The 21363-nt window shown below is 65.5% G+C and carries 21 protein-coding genes and 1 pseudogene; 20 read left to right on the plus strand and 2 right to left on the minus strand.

The genetic code is table 11. The features are described 5' to 3' along the window. The 8 genes and pseudogenes from V2B31_RS13375 to V2B31_RS13410 all read left to right on the plus strand — a co-directional run. Positions 1 to 692: pseudogene (locus tag V2B31_RS13375) on the plus strand (F0F1 ATP synthase subunit alpha); the annotation flags it as partial. Positions 693 to 820: 128 nt separating this feature from the next. Then, positions 821 to 1705 (plus strand): F0F1 ATP synthase subunit gamma, encoded by an 885-nt coding sequence (locus tag V2B31_RS13380; RefSeq protein ID WP_328279324.1) that lies wholly within the window; start codon positions 821 to 823, stop codon positions 1703 to 1705. Positions 1706 to 1826: 121 nt separating this feature from the next. Beyond that, complete coding sequence (gene atpD / locus V2B31_RS13385; RefSeq protein ID WP_328279326.1) at positions 1827 to 3272, plus strand: F0F1 ATP synthase subunit beta; 1446 nt, start codon at positions 1827 to 1829, stop codon at positions 3270 to 3272. Between the two features lie 152 nt (positions 3273 to 3424). After that, positions 3425 to 3679 (plus strand): ATP synthase F1 subunit epsilon, encoded by a 255-nt coding sequence (locus tag V2B31_RS13390; protein ID WP_328279328.1) that lies wholly within the window; start codon positions 3425 to 3427, stop codon positions 3677 to 3679. 74 nt (positions 3680 to 3753) lie between these two features. Continuing rightward, positions 3754 to 5328 carry a hypothetical protein gene (locus tag V2B31_RS13395; protein WP_328279330.1) on the plus strand — a complete coding sequence of 525 codons (1575 nt, stop codon included), beginning with the start codon at positions 3754 to 3756 and terminating at the stop codon, positions 5326 to 5328. Between the two features lie 98 nt (positions 5329 to 5426). Next, the gene (locus V2B31_RS13400) at positions 5427 to 6956 is read left to right on the plus strand and encodes a CpaF family protein (RefSeq protein WP_328279331.1); all 1530 of its coding nucleotides are present in this window, start codon (positions 5427 to 5429) and stop codon (positions 6954 to 6956) included. An 84-nt stretch (positions 6957 to 7040) separates the two neighbouring features. After that, positions 7041 to 7841 carry a class I SAM-dependent methyltransferase gene (locus tag V2B31_RS13405; RefSeq protein ID WP_328279333.1) on the plus strand — a complete coding sequence of 267 codons (801 nt, stop codon included), beginning with the start codon at positions 7041 to 7043 and terminating at the stop codon, positions 7839 to 7841. A 91-nt stretch (positions 7842 to 7932) separates the two neighbouring features. Continuing rightward, a complete protein-coding gene (locus V2B31_RS13410) occupies positions 7933 to 8826 on the plus strand; it encodes a DMT family transporter (RefSeq protein ID WP_328279429.1) in 894 nt (297 codons plus the stop codon). Here the strand turns inward: V2B31_RS13410 and V2B31_RS13415 are convergent. Next, positions 8798 to 9229 carry an OsmC family protein gene (locus V2B31_RS13415; RefSeq protein ID WP_328279335.1) on the minus strand — a complete coding sequence of 144 codons (432 nt, stop codon included), beginning with the start codon at positions 9227 to 9229 and terminating at the stop codon, positions 8798 to 8800. The two genes, V2B31_RS13410 and V2B31_RS13415, sit on opposite strands and share 29 nt — an antisense overlap. 280 nt (positions 9230 to 9509) lie before the next feature. Here V2B31_RS13415 and V2B31_RS13420 point away from each other — a divergent pair, with 280 nt between their 5' ends. The 12 genes from V2B31_RS13420 (at position 9510) to V2B31_RS13475 (ending at position 20137) form a co-directional block, all read left to right on the plus strand. Continuing rightward, positions 9510 to 10172: an RBBP9/YdeN family alpha/beta hydrolase gene (locus tag V2B31_RS13420; protein ID WP_328279337.1), complete on the plus strand. Its 663-nt coding sequence runs from the start codon at positions 9510 to 9512 to the stop codon at positions 10170 to 10172. A 102-nt stretch (positions 10173 to 10274) separates the two neighbouring features. Next, the gene (locus tag V2B31_RS13425; protein ID WP_328279339.1) at positions 10275 to 10466 is read left to right on the plus strand and encodes a YezD family protein; all 192 of its coding nucleotides are present in this window, start codon (positions 10275 to 10277) and stop codon (positions 10464 to 10466) included. Positions 10467 to 10626: 160 nt separating this feature from the next. After that, positions 10627 to 13107, plus strand: a complete 2481-nt coding sequence (locus tag V2B31_RS13430; RefSeq protein ID WP_328279341.1) for a TonB-dependent receptor — start codon at positions 10627 to 10629, stop codon at positions 13105 to 13107. A 97-nt stretch (positions 13108 to 13204) separates the two neighbouring features. Next, positions 13205 to 13486, plus strand: coding sequence for a type II toxin-antitoxin system Phd/YefM family antitoxin (locus V2B31_RS13435; RefSeq protein ID WP_328279343.1), 282 nt, complete (start codon positions 13205 to 13207; stop codon positions 13484 to 13486). Further along, the gene (locus V2B31_RS13440) at positions 13479 to 13814 is read left to right on the plus strand and encodes a type II toxin-antitoxin system RelE/ParE family toxin (RefSeq protein ID WP_328279345.1); all 336 of its coding nucleotides are present in this window, start codon (positions 13479 to 13481) and stop codon (positions 13812 to 13814) included. Before V2B31_RS13435 ends, V2B31_RS13440 begins: the two co-directional genes overlap by 8 nt. Before the next feature lie 55 nt (positions 13815 to 13869). After that, positions 13870 to 14742, plus strand: a complete 873-nt coding sequence (gene panB / locus V2B31_RS13445) for a 3-methyl-2-oxobutanoate hydroxymethyltransferase (RefSeq protein WP_328279347.1) — start codon at positions 13870 to 13872, stop codon at positions 14740 to 14742. A 77-nt stretch (positions 14743 to 14819) separates the two neighbouring features. Beyond that, entirely contained in the window at positions 14820 to 15515 is a 696-nt protein-coding gene (locus V2B31_RS13450) for a tetratricopeptide repeat protein (protein ID WP_328279349.1), read from the plus strand. An 8-nt stretch (positions 15516 to 15523) separates the two neighbouring features. Beyond that, the gene (locus V2B31_RS13455; RefSeq protein WP_328279351.1) at positions 15524 to 16861 is read left to right on the plus strand and encodes an outer membrane protein assembly factor BamB family protein; all 1338 of its coding nucleotides are present in this window, start codon (positions 15524 to 15526) and stop codon (positions 16859 to 16861) included. Positions 16862 to 16979: 118 nt separating this feature from the next. Continuing rightward, complete coding sequence (gene der, locus V2B31_RS13460) at positions 16980 to 18347, plus strand: ribosome biogenesis GTPase Der (RefSeq protein WP_328279353.1); 1368 nt, start codon at positions 16980 to 16982, stop codon at positions 18345 to 18347. Continuing rightward, positions 18334 to 18555, plus strand: coding sequence for a sulfurtransferase TusA family protein (locus V2B31_RS13465; protein WP_328279355.1), 222 nt, complete (start codon positions 18334 to 18336; stop codon positions 18553 to 18555). The genes der and V2B31_RS13465 overlap by 14 nt, the downstream gene beginning before the upstream one ends. Before the next feature lie 93 nt (positions 18556 to 18648). Next, complete coding sequence (locus V2B31_RS13470; RefSeq protein ID WP_328279357.1) at positions 18649 to 19089, plus strand: Hpt domain-containing protein; 441 nt, start codon at positions 18649 to 18651, stop codon at positions 19087 to 19089. 43 nt (positions 19090 to 19132) lie between these two features. Further along, positions 19133 to 20137 carry an LLM class flavin-dependent oxidoreductase gene (locus tag V2B31_RS13475; protein ID WP_328279359.1) on the plus strand — a complete coding sequence of 335 codons (1005 nt, stop codon included), beginning with the start codon at positions 19133 to 19135 and terminating at the stop codon, positions 20135 to 20137. Here V2B31_RS13475 and V2B31_RS13480 read toward each other — a convergent pair. Further along, positions 20107 to 21261, minus strand: a complete 1155-nt coding sequence (locus V2B31_RS13480) for an acyltransferase family protein (protein WP_443022078.1) — start codon at positions 21259 to 21261, stop codon at positions 20107 to 20109. The genes V2B31_RS13475 and V2B31_RS13480 overlap by 31 nt on opposite strands. Between the last annotated feature and the right edge of the window lie 102 nt (positions 21262 to 21363).

Below are 21363 nucleotides of genomic sequence, written 5' to 3' on the forward strand. Positions count from 1 at the left end.
AGATGTCGCTGCTGCTGCGCCGCCCGCCGGGCCGCGAAGCCTATCCGGGCGACGTTTTCTACCTGCACAGCCGCCTGCTGGAGCGCGCGGCGAAGATGAACGACGCCAATGGCGCGGGTTCGCTCACCGCACTGCCGATCATCGAGACACAGGCGGGCGACGTGTCGGCCTATATTCCGACCAACGTGATTTCGATCACCGACGGCCAGATCTTCCTGGAAACCAACCTCTTCTACCAAGGCATCCGCCCGGCGATCAACGTCGGCCTCTCGGTGTCGCGCGTCGGCTCCGCCGCGCAGACCAAGGCGATGAAGAAGGTCTCGGGCAGCATCAAGCTGGAGCTGGCGCAGTATCGCGAAATGGCGGCTTTCGCCCAGTTCGGTTCCGACCTCGACGCTTCGACGCAGAAGCTGCTCAATCGTGGCGCGCGCCTCACTGAACTGCTGAAGCAGGCGCAATTCTCGCCCCTCCCCTTCGAGGAGCAGACCGCGTCGATCTTCGCGGGCACCAACGGCTATCTCGACGCGATCCCGGTCAAGGACGTCAACCGCTACGAGGAGCTGATGCTGGCCTATCTGCGCCACGATCATCCCGAGGTGCTGGCCGCGATCCGCGACAGCAAGGATCTGGGCGATGACGCCAAGGGCAAGCTGAAAGCCGCGCTCGATAGCTTCGGCAAGACTTTCGCCTGATCGGCAATAAACACCGTCATCCCCGCGAAAGCGGGGATCCATCTCCCAAGCGTCGTTCTTGGGGCACGGTCCAGAGATAGATTCCCGCCTGCGCGGGAATGACGGAAAAGGGTTGAAGTAGGTAGAATATGCCCAGCCTCAAGGAACTGAAAATTCGGATCGGGTCGGTCAAATCGACCCAGAAGATCACCAAGGCGAAGCAGATGGTCGCCGCCGCGAAGCTGCGCAAGGCGCAGGCCGCCGCCGAAGCCGCGCGCCCCTATAGCAGCCGGCTGGAAGCGGTGGTCGCCAGCCTCGCCTCCAAGATCGCAGGCGGTTCGGGCGAAGGCGCGTCGCCGCTGCTCGCAGGAACCGGCAAGGATGAGGTGCACCTGCTGGTCGTCGCCAACTCCGACCGGGGTCTGGCCGGCGCGTTCAACGCCAACATCGTCAAGGCTGCCCTCGCCAAGGCGCGCGAGCTGGAACTGGACGGCAAGAAGGTGCTGTTCTACCTCATCGGGCGCAAGGGTCGCCCGGTCATCAACCGCGCCTATCCCGGCAAGATCGTGGCGCAGTTCGACACCACCGGTGCCAAGGAACCCGGCTTCGCCCAGGCGCAGGCGGTGGCGCAGGAACTGAGCACCATGTTCCTCGATGGCAAGTTCGACGTCGCGCACCTCTTCTACTCGCGCTTCAAGTCGGCGCTGGCGCAGATCCCGACCGAGCAGCAGATCATCCCCGTAAAGATCCCCACGACCGCCGACCGCAACGCCATCGGCGCGACGGTGGAATATGAACCGAGCGAAGAAGCGATCCTGGACGACCTGCTGCCGCGCAACGTGACGGTGCAGATCTTCAAGGCGCTGCTGGAAAACAACGCATCCGAACAGGGCGCGTCGATGACCGCGATGGACAATGCGACCCGCAACGCCGGCGACCTCATCAATAAGCTGACCATCCAGTATAACCGCAGCCGCCAGGCCGCGATCACCACGGAACTGGTCGAGATTATTTCGGGCGCGGAGGCGCTTTAACCCTTTTCGTCATGCCAGCGAAGACTGGCATCTCAGGCGGATGGGCAGGACATTGAGGCAAGAGACCCCAGCCTTCGCTGGGGTGACGGCCGAGAGACGAAGAAGGCAAGGAAACGAAGCAATGGCAACCACCAACAATGTAGGCCGCATTTCGCAGGTCATCGGCGCCGTCGTCGACGTGACCTTCCCCGATGCGCTCCCCGCGATCCTTTCGGCGCTGGAAACCAGCAATAACGGCCAGCGCCTGGTGCTGGAAGTCGCCCAGCATCTCGGTGAGAACACCGTCCGCACCATAGCGATGGACTCGACCGACGGCCTGACTCGCGGTCAGGAAGTGACCGACACCGGCGCGCAGATCAGCGTGCCCGTCGGCCCCGCGACGCTCGGCCGCATCCTGAACGTCGTCGGCGAGCCGATCGACGAGCGCGGCCCGGTCGCCACCGACCTCAAGTCGCCGATCCACGCCAAGGCCCCCGAGTTCGTCGACCAGTCGACCGAAAGCGCGATCCTCGTCACCGGCATCAAGGTGATCGACCTGCTCGCACCTTATGCGAAGGGCGGCAAGATCGGCCTGTTCGGCGGCGCGGGCGTCGGCAAGACCGTGCTGATCCAGGAACTCATCAACAACATCGCGAAGGGCCATGGCGGCACCTCCGTGTTCGCGGGCGTGGGTGAGCGGACGCGCGAGGGCAACGACCTTTACCACGAGTTCCTCGACGCGGGCGTCATCGCCAAGGATGCCGACGGCAACGCCATCAGCGAAGGATCGAAGGTCGCGCTCGTTTACGGCCAGATGAACGAGCCGCCGGGCGCGCGCGCCCGCGTTGCCCTGTCGGGCCTGACGATCGCCGAATATTTCCGCGACGTCGAGAATCAGGACGTGCTGTTCTTCGTCGACAACATCTTCCGCTTCACCCAGGCGGGCGCGGAAGTGTCGGCGCTGCTCGGCCGTATTCCTTCGGCGGTGGGCTATCAGCCGACCCTTTCAACCGACATGGGCGCGCTGCAGGAGCGCATCACCTCCACCAACAAGGGGTCGATCACTTCGGTGCAGGCCGTCTACGTTCCCGCGGACGACCTGACCGACCCCGCGCCGGCCACCAGCTTCGCGCACCTGGACGCGACCACCGTGCTCAACCGCGCGATCTCGGAACTGGGCATCTACCCGGCGGTCGATCCGCTTGACTCCACCAGCCGCGTGCTGGAGCCGCGCACCGTGGGTCAGGAACATTATGACACCGCCCGCGCGGTCCAGTCGATCCTTCAGAAATACAAGTCGCTTCAGGACATCATCGCCATTCTGGGCATGGACGAGCTGTCCGAAGAGGACAAGCTGACCGTCGCTCGCGCGCGCAAGATCCAGAAGTTCCTGTCGCAGCCCTTCCACGTCGCCGAAGTCTTTACCGGCATCAGCGGCAAGTTCGTCCAGATCGAGGACACGGTGAAGTCGTTCAAGGCGGTGGTCGAGGGCGAATATGACCATCTGCCCGAAAACGCCTTCTACATGGTCGGCGGCATCGACGAGGCGGTCGAAAAGGCCAAGAAGCTGGCGGCCGAGGCGGCGTAAGCAACAAAGCCTCCCCTCCCTTTCAGGGAGGGGATTGAGGGGTGGGTAGCGAGCGAAGCGCGCCTCCCGCCTCTCGGCTAGGGCGCAGGCCATCGCATGGCGATGGCACCCACCCCCGGCCCCTCCCTGGAAGGGAGGGGGGAGATTATAGAATGGCACTGCATTTTGAACTGGTGACGCCCGAGAAGCTCGTCCGATCGCAGGAGGTGTGGCAGGTGGTCGTGCCCGGCACGGACGGCGATTTCGGCGTGCTGGAGGGCCATGCGCCTTTCATGTCGACGGTCCGCGACGGCAGCATCCAGATTTTCGCATCGGCTGGCGCTACGCCGGAGATCATTCCGGTTCAGGGCGGCTTTGCTGAGGTGAATGAGAAGGGTCTGACCGTGCTGGCGGAGAAAGCCGGCTGAGCCAGCCTCGCCCGCGCTGACCATCGAGAGAGGGGCGCTTTCCGCGCCCCTTTTTCTTTGCCATGGTGGCGTCGATGCGCGAGGCTGCCCTACCCCGTTCGACACACCCGGCGCGCCGCTTGCTGGAGCGGGTCGTCCCGTCCGGCTGGCTCTTCGTCCTCCTTGTCGGCTGGCTGGGCTTCGACCAATTGCTGCTCTGGCGCTTTCTCGGGCTGGGTCCGGTCTGGGCTTACCCGCTTGCCGCCCTTGCGATCCTGTTCCTCTGTCGCGCGATCCTGCGCGCCATGCCGGCGCGGGACGGGCCGACGTTCGGCGCATTGCTGCTGTGCATCGGGGTCAGCGCGATCCTGCTGCTGCTGAGCGGCGAAGGGCGGTTCTTCTACGCCAATATCGACTGGCAGGTGCGTTTCGCCGTGCTGCGCGACATGGCGGTCAATCCCTGGCCTTTCGCTTATGCGAGCGAGAGTGGGCCGCTGCTGCTGCGCGCGCCGATCGGCATGTTCCTGCTGCCGGCGCTCATCGGCAAGGCGGGTGGCGGCGCGGCAGCGGACATGGCGCTGCTGGCGCAGAACGCCGTCCTGATCGGCACGCTGCTCGCGCTCGGATCAACCTTGTTCGACAGCCGCCGCGCCAAATGGATCGCCCTTGCCGTCGTGATTGCGTTCAGCGGTCTCGATGCTCTGGGCCGGCTGCTGGTGCGAGATGGCCTGTCCGACCATATGGAGAATTGGGCGTTCCTCCAATATTCCTCGACCATGACCCTGCTCTTCTGGGTGCCGCAGCATGGCTTGTCCGGATGGGTCGGCGCGGTGGGATTCCTCCTCTGGCGCAGCGGTCGCGCGCCGCTGGCCCCCTGGCTGGTGCTGATGCCGCTTTGCGCGCTCTGGTCGCCGCTGGGACTTGCCGGCGGCCTGCCCTTCGCCGCGCTCGCCGGCGTGCGCAGCCTCCTGAGCCGCAGCCTTCGCCCCGCCGACATCCTGCTGCCCGCTCTCGCCAGCTTGATCGCCCTGCCCTCGCTGCTCTATCTGGCCTCCGGCGCGGGGGACGGGGTGGGCGCGCGGATCGCGCCGCTGCCGATCGCGCAATGGGCGCTGTTCCTGCTGCTGGAGGTCGGCGTCTTTGCCGTTCCGCTGCTGTTCGCCGCGTCCGCCAGCCGGTTCGGGCGTGACAGCCTGATCCTGACGCTGCTCGTCCTGATGGCCGTGCCGCTGGTGCGGGTCGGCTGGTCGATCGACTTCATGATGCGGGCGTCGATCACCGCGCTCGCCATCCTGGCGGTGCTGACGGCCGAGGCGATCGTCACGACGCCTCGAGTCCGGCCATGGCTGATCGGCGCGCTGCTGATCGGCGCGGTCACGCCCTGGCACGAGTTGCATCGCGCCTTCGTCCATCCGCCCGCCCCTGCCATCCGCTGCGATCTTATCCGGGCCTGGGATTTCGAGGCGCTGGAACTGGGGATGCGCAAGGCGGACGATCCGCCGTCCCCCAAAGGCACTTACCTGACCCCGGTAGCGGCCCTCCCCGGCGCCATCCGCCCCGCCGCCCCCGCGCCGGCTCGCGCCGAGGCCCCTGCCCGCTGCTGGGACGGCCACTGGTATCATCCCAACGAGGTCGAGATACTGGCGGAGCGCCGCGCCCCCGCCCATTAGCCATTTGTCAAAGTTTCCGCCCTATTCACCTTCCCTGACTCTCTTGGATCGGCGGGCCTTTTAGGGCTCGCGCGGTCCCGATTTGATGGCGGAGACCTATGAGCGCCTTTGGACGGAAGAATGGACCTGCCGGAATGAAAGCCGGCTTCGGCGTGGCCAAGCCGATGCAGGGCAATGGCGCAGCGCAGGAAGCGCCGCGCGGCGGCGACCAGTTCCCCCCGCTCGATATCGCATCCCTGCCCGGCGAAGCGCCGTTCGATCCGCTGTCCGCCCCGACGAGCCAGATGCAGCGCAATGCCGACGCCATGGCGCGCCTGTCCGACCGCGCCAATGCCGAGCATGTGGCCGATGCCGGGCCGCAGGGGTTCGAGGCGAGCGTTCACAAGATCAAAGAACAGGTGCTGCCCCGCCTGCTGGAGCGCGTCGATCCCGAAGCGGCGGCGACGCTCACCAAGGATGAGCTGGCGGAGGAATTCCGCCCGATCATCATGGAGGTGCTGGCGGAACTAAAGCTGACCCTCAACCGGCGCGAGCAGTTCGCGCTGGAAAAAGTTCTGGTGGACGAGTTGCTGGGCCTGGGGCCGCTCGAGGAGCTGCTGGCAGACCCGGATGTGAGCGACATCATGGTGAACGGCCCGGAACAGACCTATATCGAAAAGAAGGGCAAGCTCCAGATCGCGCCGATCAAGTTCCGCGACGAGGAGCATCTGTTCCAGATCGCGCAGCGCATCGTGAACAAGGTCGGCCGCCGGGTCGACCAGACCACGCCGCTGGCCGACGCCCGCCTGCCCGACGGCAGCCGCGTCAACGTGATCGTGCCGCCGCTCAGCCTGCGCGGCACCGCCATCTCGATTCGTAAATTCTCCGCCAAGCCGATCACCATCGACATGCTCGCCCAATGGGGCGCGATGAACCAGAAGATGGCGACCGCGCTCAAGATCGCGGGCGCGTGCCGCTTCAACATCGTCATTTCGGGCGGTACTGGCTCGGGCAAAACGACGATGCTCAATGCCCTGTCGAAGATGATCGATCCGGGCGAGCGCGTGCTGACGATCGAGGACGCGGCGGAACTGCGGCTGCAACAGCCGCACTGGCTGCCGCTCGAAACCCGCCCGCCGAACCTGGAGGGTCAGGGCGCAATCACCATCGGCGATCTCGTCAAGAACGCGCTGCGTATGCGGCCGGACCGGATCATCCTGGGCGAAATTCGTGGCGCGGAGTGCTTCGACCTGCTCGCCGCGATGAACACCGGCCATGATGGCTCCATGTGCACGCTGCACAGCAACTCGCCGCGCGAATGCCTGGGCCGTATGGAAAACATGATCCTGATGGGCGACATCAAGATCCCGAAGGAAGCGATTTCCAAGCAGATCGCCGATTCGGTGGATTTGATCGTGCAGGTGAAGCGCCTGCGCGACGGGTCGCGCCGCGTCACCAACATCACCGAAGTGATCGGCATGGAAGGCGACGTCATCGTCACGCAGGAATTGTTCAAGTTCGAATATCATGACGAGGACGACAGCGGGAAGATTGTGGGCGAATATCGCTCCATGGGCCTGCGCCCCTATACGCTCGACAAGGCGCGCCAGTTCGGGTTCGACCAGCCGTTCCTGGAAGCCTGTCTCTAAGGGCTAACACACGGGTTTCGCTTGCCTCGCCCGGCCGGGCGGGGCACATCCTCCTCTCTCCCCCTGAAGAGAGAGGATTCCCCCATGAACCGTCTCGTCCCCCTTGCCCTCGTCGCCGCCCTTCTGCCGCTCGGCGCGGCCGTTGCACAGCATGCCGGCCATGGCGCGCCCGCCGACCCGATCGCCGCCGCGGTGGCCGCGCCGACCCGCACCCCCGCCAATGTGGCGCGCGACTCATATCGCCATCCGGTCGAGACGCTGACCTTCTTCGGCGTGACGCCGGGGCAGACGGTGGTCGAATATTCGCCGAGCGGCGGCTGGTACACCGAAATTCTGGCCCCGCTGCTGGCGCAATCCGGCACTTTCTACGCGCTTCAGCCGACCGGCGGCTACCTGCCCAGATATAAGGAATTTCTGGCCGCGAAGCCCGATGTCTATGGCAAGGTGAAGGTCGTCGCCTATCCCGAGGAAGCGGCGCAGATCCCGGCGGGCAGCGTGGACACGGTGCTGACCTTCCGCAACGTCCACAATATGGTCATGGGCGGCAAGGAAGGCGAGACGTTCAAGGCCTTCTTCACGATGCTGAAGCCCGGCGGCACGCTGGGCGTGGTCGACCATCGCCTGCCCGAAAGCCGCGATACCGCGCTCGAAAAGACGAGCGGCTATCTCAAGGTCTCGACGATCAAGCGCATCGCGCAGGAGGCGGGCTTCGAGTTTGTCGGCGCTTCGGAGGTGAACGCCAATCCCAAGGATACGGCGGACTGGGAAAAGGGCGTGTGGACCCTGCCCCCGGTTCTGCGCAACGGCGAGGTCGACAAGGCCAAATATCTCGCAATCGGCGAGAGCGACCGGATGACGCTCAAGTTCCGCAAGCCCATCACCTGACAACTGGCCCGGTTGCGCTGCGGCGCGACCGGGCTAAGGGGGTTGCGTGACCGACGCCGTCCCCTCTCGCCCCCATCGCCCGCTGCTTGCGATGGCGCTGCGCCTGGTTGCGGTCCTGTGCCTGTCGATCATGTTCGTCACTGGCCGGATCGCCGCCAACCATGGCGTCAACCTGATCGAAACGGCCTTCTATCGGCAGCTGATTGCGATTCCGGTGGTGTTCGCCACGGTTGCGATGACGAGCGGCATCGGCACGATCCGCACCAGCCGCATCGGCGTCCATGCCGCGCGGATGACGATCGGCCTTGTCGGCATGCTGCTGAATTTCCTGTCCTATATCCTGCTGCCGCCAGCCGAGGCGGCGACGATCGGCTTCACCATGCCGATTTTCGGGACGATCCTGTCCGCCCTCATCCTGCGCGAGGCGACCGGCATTCATCGCTGGGGCGCGGTGCTGCTGGGCTTTGCCGGGGTGCTGGTGATGGTCCGCCCGGACGCGGGGCATTTCCCGGCCGAAGGGGTCGCGGTCGCGCTAGCCGCCGCCGTCGTGACGGCGATGGTCAGCCTGGTGCTGCGGGAACTGGGCCGCACCGAGCAGGCAGGCACGGTCGTCTTCTGGTTCACCTTGTTGTCGATGGCGCCGCTGGGCATAGCCATGCTGTTCTTCGCCCAGCCACATGACGCGGAGACCTGGGGTCTGCTCCTGGTCATCGGCGTGGTCGGTGGCGCGGCGCAGATCTTGCTGACGGCGGCGCTGCGCTTCGGTCCGGTGTCTGTCGTGCTGCCGATGGACTATAGCGCGATCATCTGGACCACCCTGCTCGGCGCGTTCATCGGCGAGGGGTGGCCGATGGCGACGACGTGGATCGGCGCAGTCCTCATCATCGCCAGCGGCCTCTATATCGCCTGGCGCGAGCATGTCCGCGCCCAAGCCCTGTCCAAATCTCTGCCGGTCGTCAGTTCAGCAGTTCCGCCTCAAGGCTGATCTCGGCGTTGAGCAGCTTGGAGATCGGGCAGTTCGCCTTCGCCTTGCCTGCCAGTTCCTGGAAGGTGGCGTCGTCCGCGCCGGGGATGGTGGCCTTGAGCGTGAGGCGGCTGGCGGTGACGGCAAAGCCGCCATCCTGGCTCTCGAGCGTCACGACGGCGCTGGTCTCCATCTTCTCGGCGGTGAGACCCGCTTCGCTGAGGATCAGCGAGAGCGCCATGGTGAAACAGGAAGCGTGGGCGGCGGCGATCAGTTCCTCCGGGTTGCTGCCCGGCTGCCCCTCGAACCGGGCGGCAAAGCCATAGGGATAGGCGCTCAGCGCGCCGCTCTGGGTCGAGATCGCACCCTTGCCGTCCTTCAATCCGCCGGTCCAGACGGCCGAGCCGCTACGATTGATCTTCATGGGCTTTTCGCTCCTTTCGAGGTGAGGCGGAGGAACCCTTCGGCGATCCCCCGGTTGCACCAACATAGCGCATTTTTTGCAAGGCGCATGACACTTGCTTGCGGGCCAGGAAACGGACGCGATTTCGGGCGTTTGGCGCGTTAAGTGGAACAGCGAGTGGGACAGCTGTTTGGCCTTTTTCCGACTGCCCAAATTTCACCACATTTCGTCGCCAAGCCATTGTCTATCGCAACGATAGATTTAAATGAAAAGGCTCGCAACGAAGGATGAGGATCAGACTATGGAGCGATTCGGATTCACGGGCGAGGCGCGCCAGCCGGTCGTGCTGACCATCCCCGGCCTCAACAACAGCGGGCCGAGCCATTGGCAGAGCTTGTGGGAGCGCAAGCGGGGCGATTGCCAGCGCGTGGACCTCGGCAGTTGGGCCAGCCCGAACCGCAACGCCTGGGTCACGCGGCTCGACGCGGCTATCCGCGAAGCGAACGGCCCGGTGGTGCTGGCGGCGCATAGCCTCGGCTGCATGGCCGTCGCCTGGTGGGGCGCGCTCCAGAGCCAGGCCTATGGCTGGCCGGTGACAGGCGCGCTGCTGGTCGCGCCGCCCGATTGCGACCGGATGGAGACGCCCGAAACGATCGGCGGCTTCGGCCCGACGCCCCGCGCGCAACTGCCCTTCCCCTCGATCCTCGTCGCCAGCCGCGATGACCCGTATATCTTCTTCGAGCGCGCCCACAGCATCGGCAAGAATTGGGGCAGCCAGTTCGTCGATGCGGGTCATGCGGGTCACATCAACGCCGACTCCGGGCTGGGCGACTGGGCGTTCGGGCAGGCTTTGCTGGAACGGCTGATCGACAATGCGCAGGAGCAGGCGAGCGCCGTGCGGCAGATGCGCCCCGCCGCGCCCCTGCTGCCGCAGGAAAAGCCGCCGCACCCGCTCCACCCATAAGGCTCACCCCCGAGGGGCGCGACAAGACAAACTTGCGCGCCCCTTATATTTGCTTTTTTGTCTATCTTCACAGTTGAGATAATAGGTCGGAAAGAGGGCCGTATGAACGAACAGGGACATTCCGCTTTCCACGCGGCGCGCGTCGACGCGACGCGCCCCGACATCGCCGCCAGCATCGACAAGGTGCGCGGGGTGCTGGAGGGGCTGCGCTTCGGATCGATCACGCTGACCGTGCATGACGCGCGGGTGGTGCAGATCGACGTGACGGAAAAGACCCGCCTGACCGCCGGATAGGCGAGGCCAAGGGGGCGAGCAGACAAGGGCCATAAGGCCCACAGGCGGCAAGGGGGTGAGCCGCCGACCAACGATCATCCCGACCATATCGGCTATGACCGGACTGCCGGAACTGCCGCGATCAAACGACCACCGGACCGCCGGATAAAAGGGGATCATCATGATTGCGCGTACCATATTGCTTGCCGGCGTGGCGGGCTCGACCTTCATCGCCACCGCCGCCTCGGGCCAGACCGCAGCGCCGCTGCCGGCCGCAGAAGCTGCGCCCGAACAGAGCGCCGTCGACCAGCCAAGCCGTGGCGATGTGATCGTCGTCACCGCCCGCCGCCGCGCGGAAACGGCGCAGGAAGTGCCGCTCGCCATATCGGTGATCCGGGGCGACAGCATCGAGGCGACCGGCAATTTCAACGTGGTGAAGCTGCAACAGCTTGCCCCCACGCTCCAGGTCTATACCTCCAACCCGCGCAACACATCGGTCAACATCCGTGGCCTGGGCGTGCCCTTCGGCCTGACCAGCGACGGGTTCGAGCAGGGTGTCGGCATCTATGTCGATGATGTCTATAACAGCCGCGTGGCCGCTGCGACCTTCGACTTCCTTGATGTCGCGCAGGTGGAAGTGCTGCGCGGGCCGCAGGGGACTCTCTACGGCAAGAACACGACCGCCGGGGCGATCAACATCACCACCAACCAGCCGACCTTCGAGTTTGAGGGACGGGCCGAACTGACCGTCGGCAACCTCAATTATCGCCAGGGCAAGGCGGCCATTTCCGGTCCGCTGTCGGACACGCTGGCCGCGCGCGTCGCGATCGCTTCGACCAGCCGGCGCGGCACCATCTATAATGTGACATCGCAGCGCTGGATCAACGAGCAGGACAATCTGGGCATTCGCGGGCAATTGCTGTTCCAGCCCAATGACGACCTCGCCATCACCCTGTCGGGCGATTACAGCAAGCAGGATCCCGAATGCTGCGGCACGGTGTTCGTGCGCGTCGGGCGCACCCAGCGCGCGCTTGCGCGGCAATATGACGCGCTGGTCGCCGCCGCCAACGCCAATGGCCGCGCCTATCAGGTGCCGAGCCGCAATCCCTATGACCGGCTGACCGATCTCGATTCCAGCCTCAATGCCGGAAACAAGATCGGCGGCGCGTCGCTGCGGGTCAAATGGGATGTCGGCCCCGGCACGCTGACATCGGTCACGGCCTGGCGCTTCTGGGACTGGAAGCCGGAGAATGACCGCGACTTCACCGGCCTTGCTGTGGTCGCCCGATCGCAAAACCCGTCGCAGCAGGACCAGTATAGCCAGGAATTCCGTTACAATTACGAAAGCGAATCGATCGACTTCGTGCTGGGTGCGTTCGGCTTCAAGCAGCGGATCGATACCCAGGGCACCGAATCGCAGGGTCGCGACGCCACCCGATGGAACCTGTCGCCTTCGACTGACCCCAATAATGTCTATAATCGCGACGTGCTGAACGGGCTGACCGCCACGAACACGCAATATCTGAAAAGCACCAGCGCCGCCCTGTTCGGCCAGCTGAGCTGGAAGGCGACGCCCGAACTCACCATTCAGCCCGGCGCGCGCGTGAACTATGACAAGAAGTCGGGCTTCTACCAGCGCGTGGTCACGACCGGGACGGGTCAGGTCATCAGCAGTTGCGCGCCCACCGCCACGACCGGCAATTCGGTGCTGACCGCGCAATGCGGCGTCTATCAGCCGCAGATCAGCGCGCCGTCGGCCACCGACTGGAACTTCACCTACGACTTCAACGTCAACTACAAGATCGCGCCGGACATTCTGGCCTATGCCACCTATGCCAAGAGCTTCAAGACGATCGGCATCAACCAGAATGGCCTGCCGCTCGACAGCAACAACCAGCCGATCACCAGCGCCGGCACGGTGAAGCCAGAATCGGTCAACCATTATGAGATCGGCCTCAAGACCCAGTTCTGGGATCGGCGCGCGACCTTCAACCTCACCGCCTTCCGCACCGAGATCAAGAATTTCCAGGCGACGGTGAACAACGGCCAGTTCGGCGTACTGCGCGGCTATCTCGCCAATGCGGAAAAGGTGCGCTCGCAGGGCATCGAGGCGGATTTCAAGGTGGTCGCCAGCGATCGCTTCACCGCCTATGCCAACGGCGCCTATACCGACGCCAAATATAAGAAGTTCGTCGATGCCCCCTGCCCGCCCGAACTGGCGGGCGGCACGGTGACGACCAATTCGGCGCAGTGGAGCGCGCCCGGCACCCCCGGCGGCTTCAGCCGGCCCAATTGCGACATTTCCGGACAGCAGCTGCCGGGCGTTTCCAAATGGGCCTTCTCTTACGGCGCGGAATATAATGTGCCGGTGACGTTGCTGGACAAGGACGGCCAGGTCTATCTGGGCGTCGACGGCAATTATCGCTCGCGCTGGAACTCCAACGCTTCACCGTCCGCCTATACGGAGGTGAAAGGCTATGCCCTCACCAATTTCCGCGGGGGCTTCCGCGGCGACGGCTTCGATGTGTTCGGCTGGGTCCGCAATGCGTTCGACGTGAACTATATCGAACTGTTGCAAGTCGCGCCGGGCAATGTCGGCCTGATCGCGGGCCAGCCGGGCGATCCCCGGACCTGGGGCGGGACGATCAAGTTCAGCTTCTGATGATCCGAGTGGAGCGGGGCGGCGGCAATGCCGCCTCGTTTGCTTAAGCCAGTACATTAGACTATATTTGGTCCTCATTTGATCGAGGACTGCCCCAATGCGTTATTCCACCCGGATCAAACCGATCAGCTATTTCAAGGCCAACGCCGCCGAAATCCTAGCCGAACTCCACGACGGCGCGGAGCCAATGATCCTCACCCAAAATGGCGAGGCGAAGGCGATCGTCCAAGACATCCGGGAATATGAGAAAACCCAAGAGACACTGGCGATGCTCAAGATCGTGGCGCTCGGCCTGGAGGATTTCAAGGCTGGGCGCACAATCCCCTGGGATGAAGCTGTAGCCCAGTTGAAAGCGCGTGACCGGGCCGAAGATGAGTGACACGCGCTATGACGTGATATTGACCGGGCCGGCCAACGATGATCTCCGGTCCATCCACGCTTATCTCGCAGAGGTGAGGACGATCGAGGATGCCGACGATCTGCTGGACCGGCTAACCGAACGCGTCCGGTCATTGCAGAATTTTCCGTTGCGCGGCTCGGTTCCTCAGGAACTGACGGCATCGGGTATGAAGGACGTGAGACAGCTCGTGTATCCGCCCTATCGCCTGATCTATAGCTTAGTGGACAATGTCGTGCTTATCCTGCTGATCGCCGATGGGCGGCGAGACATGCGAACATTGATGGAGCAAAGGCTGCTCAACAGGTAGCGGCGGCATCCCTCCACTATTTGCGCGCTCGCCCCTGCTGGGCTAAGTCGCGCGCATGTCCACGACTTTCACGCTCGACACCGCGACCAGCCGCGCCAATCCCACGCCCGCGCCGATGAAGCGGCTGACCGTGCCGGCCGTCCAGCGCCGCAAGGTGGATGGCCGCACCGCCGATCCGCTGGTGATGCTGACCGCCTACACCGCGCGGCAGGCGCAGCTGCTCGATCCGCATTGCGACATGCTGCTGGTCGGCGATTCGCTGGGGCAGGTGATCTACGGCCTGCCCTCAACGCTGGCGGTCACGCTCGACATGATGATCGCCCATGGGGCGGCGGTGGTGCGGGGCAGCTATCATAGCCTCGTCATCGTCGACATGCCCTTCGGCAGCTACGAAGCATCGCCGAGCAAAGCCTTCGCCAGCGCCAGCCGCATCATGGCGGAAACCGGCGCGGCGGCGGTGAAGCTGGAGGGCGGGGTCGCGATGGCGGAGACGATCGCGTTCCTCAGCCAGCGCGGCATCCCGGTGATGGCGCATGTGGGCCTCACCCCGCAGGCGGTGAATGCGCTGGGCGGCTATGGCGCGCGGGGCAAGAGCCGGGAGGAGCATGAGAAGATCGTGTCCGATGCCAAGGCCGTCGCCGACGCGGGCGCTTTCGCCATGGTGATCGAAGGGGTGATGGAGGAGATCGCTGTCGCCGTCACCGACGGCGTGCCGGTTCCGGTGATCGGCATCGGCGCGTCGGCCCATTGCGATGGCCAGGTGCTCGTCACCGAAGACATGCTCGGCATGTTCGAGCGCGTGCCCCGCTTTGTCAAACGGTTCGAGAATATCGCCGAGATCATCGGCCGGACGGCGGAACGCTACGCCGCCGATGTGCGAAGCCGCAGCTTCCCCACCGAAGAACAGGTCTATCGCCCGAAAAAGTGATTTGCGTGGGCGCAGAGCGCCGCTATTGATCGCGCCTTCCGCCGCATTCGTTTCTGATCCGTTTCCTGGAGAATATCGTGGCCCTGACGCCGCAAAATAGCGAAGTCTTCATGCGCGAGGTCGATGAAGCCGTCCGTCAGGACCAGCTTCTGACCTTCTGGCAGCGTTATGGCCGCATCGCTCTGGCGGTTCTGGTGCTTGGCCTCGCGGCGTTCGGGGGCTGGCTCTACTGGCAGCATCATAGCCGCCAGCAGTCCGAGGCCGTATCGGAGAAGATGGATGCGGTGCTGACCAGTGCCGTGGGCGGCGGAACTCCCGACGCCAAGGAACTGGATGCACTCACCAAGGCAAGCCAGCCTGGCTATCGCGCGTCGGCGCTGCTGACGAAGGCTGGCGTCGCGGCGCGCAAGGGCGACGCCAAGGGCGCGATCGCCATCTATAGCGCCATGGCGGCCGACAAAGGGCTGGACCAGCCCTATCGCGACCTGGCGCTCATCCGCCAGACCGCGCTCGAATATGGCAGTTTGACGCCCCAGCAGGTCGTGGACCGGCTGAAGCCGCTGGCGATCGAGGGCGCGCCCTGGTTCGGCAGCGCGGGCGAACTGGTGGCGCTGGCCTATGCTTCCATGGGCAAGACCGACCTGGCCGGGCCGATGTTCGCCGCCATGGCGAAGGACAAGAATGTCCCTGAAACCATCCGTTCACGCGCGCGTCAGATGGCGGGTGCGATGGGCGTCGATGCGGTCGAACCGGCCGAAACCACCGAAGGATGATGAAGCCGATGGCGATCAAGAAGTTGGGGCATGTCGTCACCGTGGCTGCGATCATCGCGCTGCTGGGCGGATGCGGCATCATCGGCGGCAAGAAGGGCGGCCCCAAGACCCCGGTGGTGGGCAACCGCATTTCGATCCTGTCCAACGAACAGGGGGTCGAGGTCGATCCCGCGCTGGCCGACGTGCCTGTCACCCTGCCCGCGCCGGTCGTCAACGACGCCTGGGCGCAGCCGGGCGGTGACCCTTCCAAGATGGTCGGCCATGTGTCGCTCGGCGGGTCGCCGAGCCAGATCTGGTCCGCATCGATCGAGGGCAGTTCGCCCCAGGCGCGGCTCGCCGCCGCGCCGGTCGTTGCCGGCGGCAAGCTGTTCGTGATCGACGCGGGCGCGCATGTGATCGCGTTCGACGCGGCGAGCGGCGGCAAAGTCTGGCAGACCAGCCTGCCGGCGGAGGGCAAGGGCAATGGCCGCGCGCTGTTCGGCGGTGGCGTAAGCGCGATCGGCGACAAACTGTTTGCCAGCACCGGCTTTGGCGACGTGTTCGCGCTCAATGCGGCGGACGGATCGGTCATCTGGAAGAAGCATCCCGGCGGTCCGCTGCGCGGCGCGCCGACGCTGGAGAACGGCCATGTCTATGTGATGGGCCAGGACAACCAGATTTTCGCATTGAACCAGTCCGATGGCGAAACCCAGTGGACCGACAGCGGCACGCTCCAGGTGACCGGCATCTTCGGCGTCGCCGCGCCGGCGGCCGCGCAGGGCACGGTGATCGCAGGATATAGCTCGGGCGAAATCACCGCCTATCGTTATGAGAACGGCCGGACCCTGTGGGGCGACGCGCTGTCGCGCACCAGCATCTCGACGGCAGTGGCGACGCTGACCGATATCGACGCCGATCCGGTGATCGATCGCGGCCGCGTGTTCGCGATCGGTCAGGGCGGACGCATGGCGTCCTATGAACTCACCAGCGGCCAGCGCCTGTGGGAAATCAACATCGCCGGCATCTCCACCCCATGGGTCGCGGGCGAATGGGTGTTCGCCGTCACCAGCGACGCCCGCCTGCTGTGCGTCGCGCGGGCGACCGGCAAGATCCGCTGGGTCAGCCAGCTGCGCCGCTGGCAGAAGGAAAAGAAGAAGGACAAGGCGATCCGCTGGACCGGGCCGATCCTGGCCGGCAACCGCCTGATCGTGGTGTCGACGCGCGGCGAGATGGTCTATGCCGATCCGGCGACGGGCGCGGTGCAGGCGACGGTCGATCTGGATCGGTCCATGTCCCTGTCGCCGATCGTCGCGAACAACGTCCTCTACGTGCTGGCGGACGACGGGAAGCTGACGGCGTTCCGTTAAGCGGGAATCATGCTAGAATGACGCTTTCCCCGGCGAAGGCCGGGGTCCAGTTCCACGCTTTGGGACTGGACCCCGGCTTTCGCCGGGGAACTATAATATATGTGGAAGGAAATGGGCCATGCTGCCCACGGTAGCGATCGTCGGACGGCCCAATGTCGGCAAGTCCACCCTGTTCAACCGGCTCGTCGGCAAGAAGCTGGCGCTGGTGGACGACCAGCCGGGCGTCACCCGCGACCGGCGCGAGGGGGAAGCGCATCTGCTCGGCCTCGATTTCACCATCGTCGATACCGCCGGCTATGAGGATGAGGACGCCCAGTCGCTGCCCGGCCGGATGCGGATGCAGACCGAGGCGGCGGTGGATAATTGCGACGTCGCCTTGTTCATGATCGATGCCCGCGCCGGCGTCACCCCGCTGGACGAGGAAATCGCCCGCTGGCTGCGCGCCAATGACGCGCCGGTGGTGCTGGTCGCCAACAAGGCGGAGGGCAAGGCGGCGGAACCGGGCGTCATGGAATCCTTCGGCCTCGGCCTGGGCGAGCCGATCCCCTTTTCCGCCGAACATGGGCAGGGGCTTGCCGACCTGTTCCAGGCGCTGCTCCCCCATTTGGAGCGCGAGGATGGCGAGGCGTATGAGAAGGAATTTTACGAGGATGACGAGAGCGCGCCGCTGAAGCTCGCCATTGTCGGCCGTCCCAATGCCGGCAAGTCCACGCTCATCAACCGGCTGCTGGGCGAAAACCGGCTGCTGACCGGACCGGAAGCGGGCATCACGCGCGACAGCATTGCGGTGGAATGGTCGTGGACCAGCCGCGACGGGCTGGAGCGCCCTGTCCGCCTGATCGACACCGCGGGGATGCGCAAGCGCGCCAAGGTGCAGGACAAGCTGGAGAAGCTGGCGGTCAGCGACGGGCTCAATGCCGTCAACTTCGCAGAAGTCGTCGTGCTGCTGCTCGATTCGACGCGCGGGCTGGAGGCGCAGGATCTGCGGATCGCCGACAAGGTGCTGGAGGAAGGCCGCGCGCTCGTCATCGCGCTCAACAAGTGGGACACGGTCGAGAATGGCTCGGCGCTCTATCAGGGGATCAAGAAGGCGCTGGACGATGGGCTGGCGCAGGTGCGCGGCGTGCCGATCATGACCGTCTCCGCCGCCACCGGCAAGGGTCTCGATGACCTGATCCATGTCGCCTTCGAGACCCGCACCGCCTGGTCGCAGCGTATCTCGACCGGCGTGCTCAACCGCTGGTTCGAGCGCGCGCTGGAGGCCAATCCGCCGCCCGCGCCCGGCGGCAAGCGGATCAAGCTGCGCTACATCACCCAGAACAAGACCCGGCCGCCGACCTTCGTGCTGTTCGGCACGCGGCTCGACGAACTGCCCGAAAGCTACCGCCGCTATCTGGTCAACGGCATCCGCAAGGAACTGGGCTTCGGCGCGGTGCCGGTGCGGCTGACGCTGCGGAGCGCCAAGAACCCCTATGGCAACAAGTGAGTCCGCGCCGGTTCAGGTCAACGCGCGCGGGATGAAATGCCCCTGGCCGGCGCTCCGCGCCGCGCGCGCCTTGCGCGAGGCTGACGCGATCCTGATCGAGGCCGACGATCCGATCGCCGCGACCGAGCTGGCGGCGTTGGCGCAGGCCCATGGCTGGACCTTCGCGCAGCTTGGCGATTATCGCTTCAGCATGTCTCGCCATGTCTGAATTGTTTCGGCAATCCATTGCCTTGGCTCTTGCTTTAACCCCCTGTTTACGCGCCGCGCCTATGTTCTGACCAGAATGTGAAGGAGCACATTGGTGTCCCACCAAGATACCGAACTGGTCAACTGGAGCGATTTTGCCCGGACCCGCGCCGAGCTGGGGACCGCCTTTCTGCGCATCCTCGGCTATTTCCGCGAGGATGGGGTGAAGTCGATCAGCGCCGTGGAGGACGCCTTCCGCGCGCGCAACGCCGCTGCGCTCGTCGTTCCCGCGCATACGCTGAAGGGCGAGTCGGCCCAGTTCGGCGCCTATCGCCTGAGCGCCATGGCCGAGCAGATCGAGATGACCGCCCGACGCTGCGTGGAAACGCGCGAGAGCCCGGACGAGCTGATCGAGACGGTCGTCGCGCTGCGCCCCTGCTTCACCGAGACGATGGCGCTGCTCGACCGCGACGCCAATCCGCTCGTTGCGCGCCGACCCGGCACGTTCGGCCGCCGGATCGAAACGCCGGTCCAGGGATTCGGGCGAGCGGTCTGATCCCGTCTTGAACTGAAACCCACCCTGCCCCCATATGGCGGGCATGGCACGTTTTTCCCTGCTCGACCTCGTCCCGGTGCGCGAAGGCGACACGGTGGCGACCGCTCTCGCCAATGCCGCCGATCTGGCCGCCCATGCGCAAGCGCTCGGCTATCACCGCTACTGGGTCGCCGAGCATCATGGCATGGCGGGCATCGCGTCGGCCGCGACAGCGGTGGTGCTGGCGCATATCGGCCATGCGACTTCCTCCATCCGCATCGGCGCGGGCGGCGTCATGCTGCCCAATCATGCGCCGCTGCTGATCGCCGAGCAGTTCGGGACGCTCGATGCGCTCTTTCCCGGCCGGGTGGATCTGGGGCTGGGCCGCGCGCCGGGGTCCGACCAGCGGGTGGCGCAGGCGATCCGCCGCAACCTTGCCGGCGGGCCGGACCAGTTTCCGCGCGACGTCATGGAGTTGCAGGCGTTTCTTGCCGGCGACGAGCGGCTGGGCATTCAGGCGACGCCGGGCGCGGGTGCGGAGGTGCCGATCTGGATCTTGGGCTCCAGCCTCTATGGCGCGCAGCTCGCCGCCGCGCTGGGGCTGCCCTATGCCTTCGCTTCGCATTTCGCGCCCGCCGCGCTCGATGAGGCGATCGCCATCTACCGCAGCGATTTCCGCCCCTCAGGGCAGCTCAGATATCCCTATGTCATGGCCGGCTACAATGTGTTCGCCGCCGATGACCGGGAGGAAGCGCAGCTGCTCGCCAGTTCGATGCAGCAGGCGTTCGTGCGCCTGCGCACCGGCAATCCGGGCAAGCTCCAGCCGCCGGTGGCGGGCTATTATGAAAGCCTGCCGCCCCAGGCGCAGGCGATGCTGTCCGATGTGCTCAGCGTCTCCAGCATCGGTACGCAGGCGGATGTGGAGCGGGACATGGCGGCGTTTCTGCGGCGGACGCAGGCCGACGAGTTGATGCTGACCGGCCAGATATTCGATCCGCAGGCGCGCAAGCGCAGCTTCGCCATCGCGATGACGGCGGCTCAGGCCATTACAGTGCGCGAAGCGGCCTGACACTCGCCCTTCAGACGGCCACCGCTCAGCAGCGCCGACGCGCCGGGCGCGATTCGCTGGAGCAGATTGCCGATCATGACGACCGTCGCCAGGACGATGAAGGGCTGAGCGATCAGGTAGATCGGGTAGAGCGGCGATCCCATCCGGCCGGTGAGCTTGCCGATCAGCGGCCCGCCGAGCCAGATCAGGATCAGGTGGGCGCAGAAGAGGAAGAAGGCGTAGGGCTCGATCCGCAGCAGCATGCCGCGCATGCCGGTGCCGGCCAACGCCCAGGCGATGCGCCAGAAAGCGATCGTCGCCGTGCCGCGCACCGCCAGGTCGAGCGCCGCCTGCGCCTCCGGCGAGCCGCCGTTGCCGATCGCGACGGCGCGGTAGAGCTGCGCGCCCATCAGCAGCGCGAAAGGCAGCAGCGCGGGCCAGAGCGGCAGCGCCGCGACGCGATCCGCCCAGCCGCCGCGCCGCGCCAAAATGCCGGTGACGAAGAAGAGCAGGATCGAGGCGCGCATCAGCACCGGCGGCCCCAGCCCCTCGACATGGCAGAGCGCCGCCGCAGCGCCGATCGCCACCAGCATCCAGCCGGGCAATCGCACCAGCAAAGGCGCGGCCACCATGCAGAGGAACAGGTCGCGCAGGAAGGGCATCTGGACATTGATGTCGGGGTTGCGAGTGAGGATGAGCGTTTCCTGCACCACCCAGGCCGCCGATTGCGGCCGGGGCGCCTGCAACCCGGCAAGCCAGGCCGCGCCGCCCACCAGCAGGATCGCCAGCAGGTTCCACAGGATCATCGGCAGCAGGATCGTCCGCGCCTTTCGCCGGACATGCCCGGCCCAGTCGCGCGTGCCGCCCGATCCCGCGACCAGCCAGCCCGAGATCAGCCCGAGCAAAGGCACGGCGCTCCGCCCGAACATCTCCATCAGCAGCCAGCGGAGATTTTCCTGCGCGCTGCCGCGCAGCGCCTCCAGCTCCGCGCCGTTGAGGCCAGTCCAGGCATGGACATAGACGACGCCCAGGATGCAGATGACGCGGGCGATCGCGATAGCATCGGATCGGCGCGCGTCATGGGTCGGCAGGGTAAGGGTCACACAGGCATCCTGATGGTTACGCTTCCCCAATGCCTGAAACATGATCCATGTTCCTGGCGCACATCATCTGGTCCGAAACGGACGCGGCTTCACCGCGTCTCAACCATATGCGCGCGATGAACCACGCGGGCGCGCGCCCGCATA

This window comes from Sphingobium sp., assembly GCF_036170395.1.
In the GTDB taxonomy this organism is placed as follows: domain Bacteria; phylum Pseudomonadota; class Alphaproteobacteria; order Sphingomonadales; family Sphingomonadaceae; genus Sphingobium.

Coding starts and splice junctions, on each gene's coding strand:
- V2B31_RS13380 (WP_328279324.1), top strand. CDS start 821: ATGCCCAGCCTCAAGGAACTGAAAATTCGGATCGGGTCGGTCAAATCG.
- atpD (WP_328279326.1), top strand. CDS start 1,827: ATGGCAACCACCAACAATGTAGGCCGCATTTCGCAGGTCATCGGCGCC.
- V2B31_RS13390 (WP_328279328.1), top strand. CDS start 3,425: ATGGCACTGCATTTTGAACTGGTGACGCCCGAGAAGCTCGTCCGATCG.
- V2B31_RS13395 (WP_328279330.1), top strand. CDS start 3,754: ATGCGCGAGGCTGCCCTACCCCGTTCGACACACCCGGCGCGCCGCTTG.
- V2B31_RS13400 (WP_328279331.1), top strand. CDS start 5,427: ATGAGCGCCTTTGGACGGAAGAATGGACCTGCCGGAATGAAAGCCGGC.
- V2B31_RS13405 (WP_328279333.1), top strand. CDS start 7,041: ATGAACCGTCTCGTCCCCCTTGCCCTCGTCGCCGCCCTTCTGCCGCTC.
- V2B31_RS13410 (WP_328279429.1), top strand. CDS start 7,933: ATGGCGCTGCGCCTGGTTGCGGTCCTGTGCCTGTCGATCATGTTCGTC.
- V2B31_RS13415 (WP_328279335.1), bottom strand. CDS start 9,229: ATGAAGATCAATCGTAGCGGCTCGGCCGTCTGGACCGGCGGATTGAAG.
- V2B31_RS13420 (WP_328279337.1), top strand. CDS start 9,510: ATGGAGCGATTCGGATTCACGGGCGAGGCGCGCCAGCCGGTCGTGCTG.
- V2B31_RS13425 (WP_328279339.1), top strand. CDS start 10,275: ATGAACGAACAGGGACATTCCGCTTTCCACGCGGCGCGCGTCGACGCG.
- V2B31_RS13430 (WP_328279341.1), top strand. CDS start 10,627: ATGATTGCGCGTACCATATTGCTTGCCGGCGTGGCGGGCTCGACCTTC.
- V2B31_RS13435 (WP_328279343.1), top strand. CDS start 13,205: ATGCGTTATTCCACCCGGATCAAACCGATCAGCTATTTCAAGGCCAAC.
- V2B31_RS13440 (WP_328279345.1), top strand. CDS start 13,479: ATGAGTGACACGCGCTATGACGTGATATTGACCGGGCCGGCCAACGAT.
- panB (WP_328279347.1), top strand. CDS start 13,870: ATGTCCACGACTTTCACGCTCGACACCGCGACCAGCCGCGCCAATCCC.
- V2B31_RS13455 (WP_328279351.1), top strand. CDS start 15,524: ATGGCGATCAAGAAGTTGGGGCATGTCGTCACCGTGGCTGCGATCATC.
- der (WP_328279353.1), top strand. CDS start 16,980: ATGCTGCCCACGGTAGCGATCGTCGGACGGCCCAATGTCGGCAAGTCC.
- V2B31_RS13465 (WP_328279355.1), top strand. CDS start 18,334: ATGGCAACAAGTGAGTCCGCGCCGGTTCAGGTCAACGCGCGCGGGATG.
- V2B31_RS13475 (WP_328279359.1), top strand. CDS start 19,133: ATGGCACGTTTTTCCCTGCTCGACCTCGTCCCGGTGCGCGAAGGCGAC.
- V2B31_RS13480 (WP_443022078.1), bottom strand. CDS start 21,261: ATGTTTCAGGCATTGGGGAAGCGTAACCATCAGGATGCCTGTGTGACC.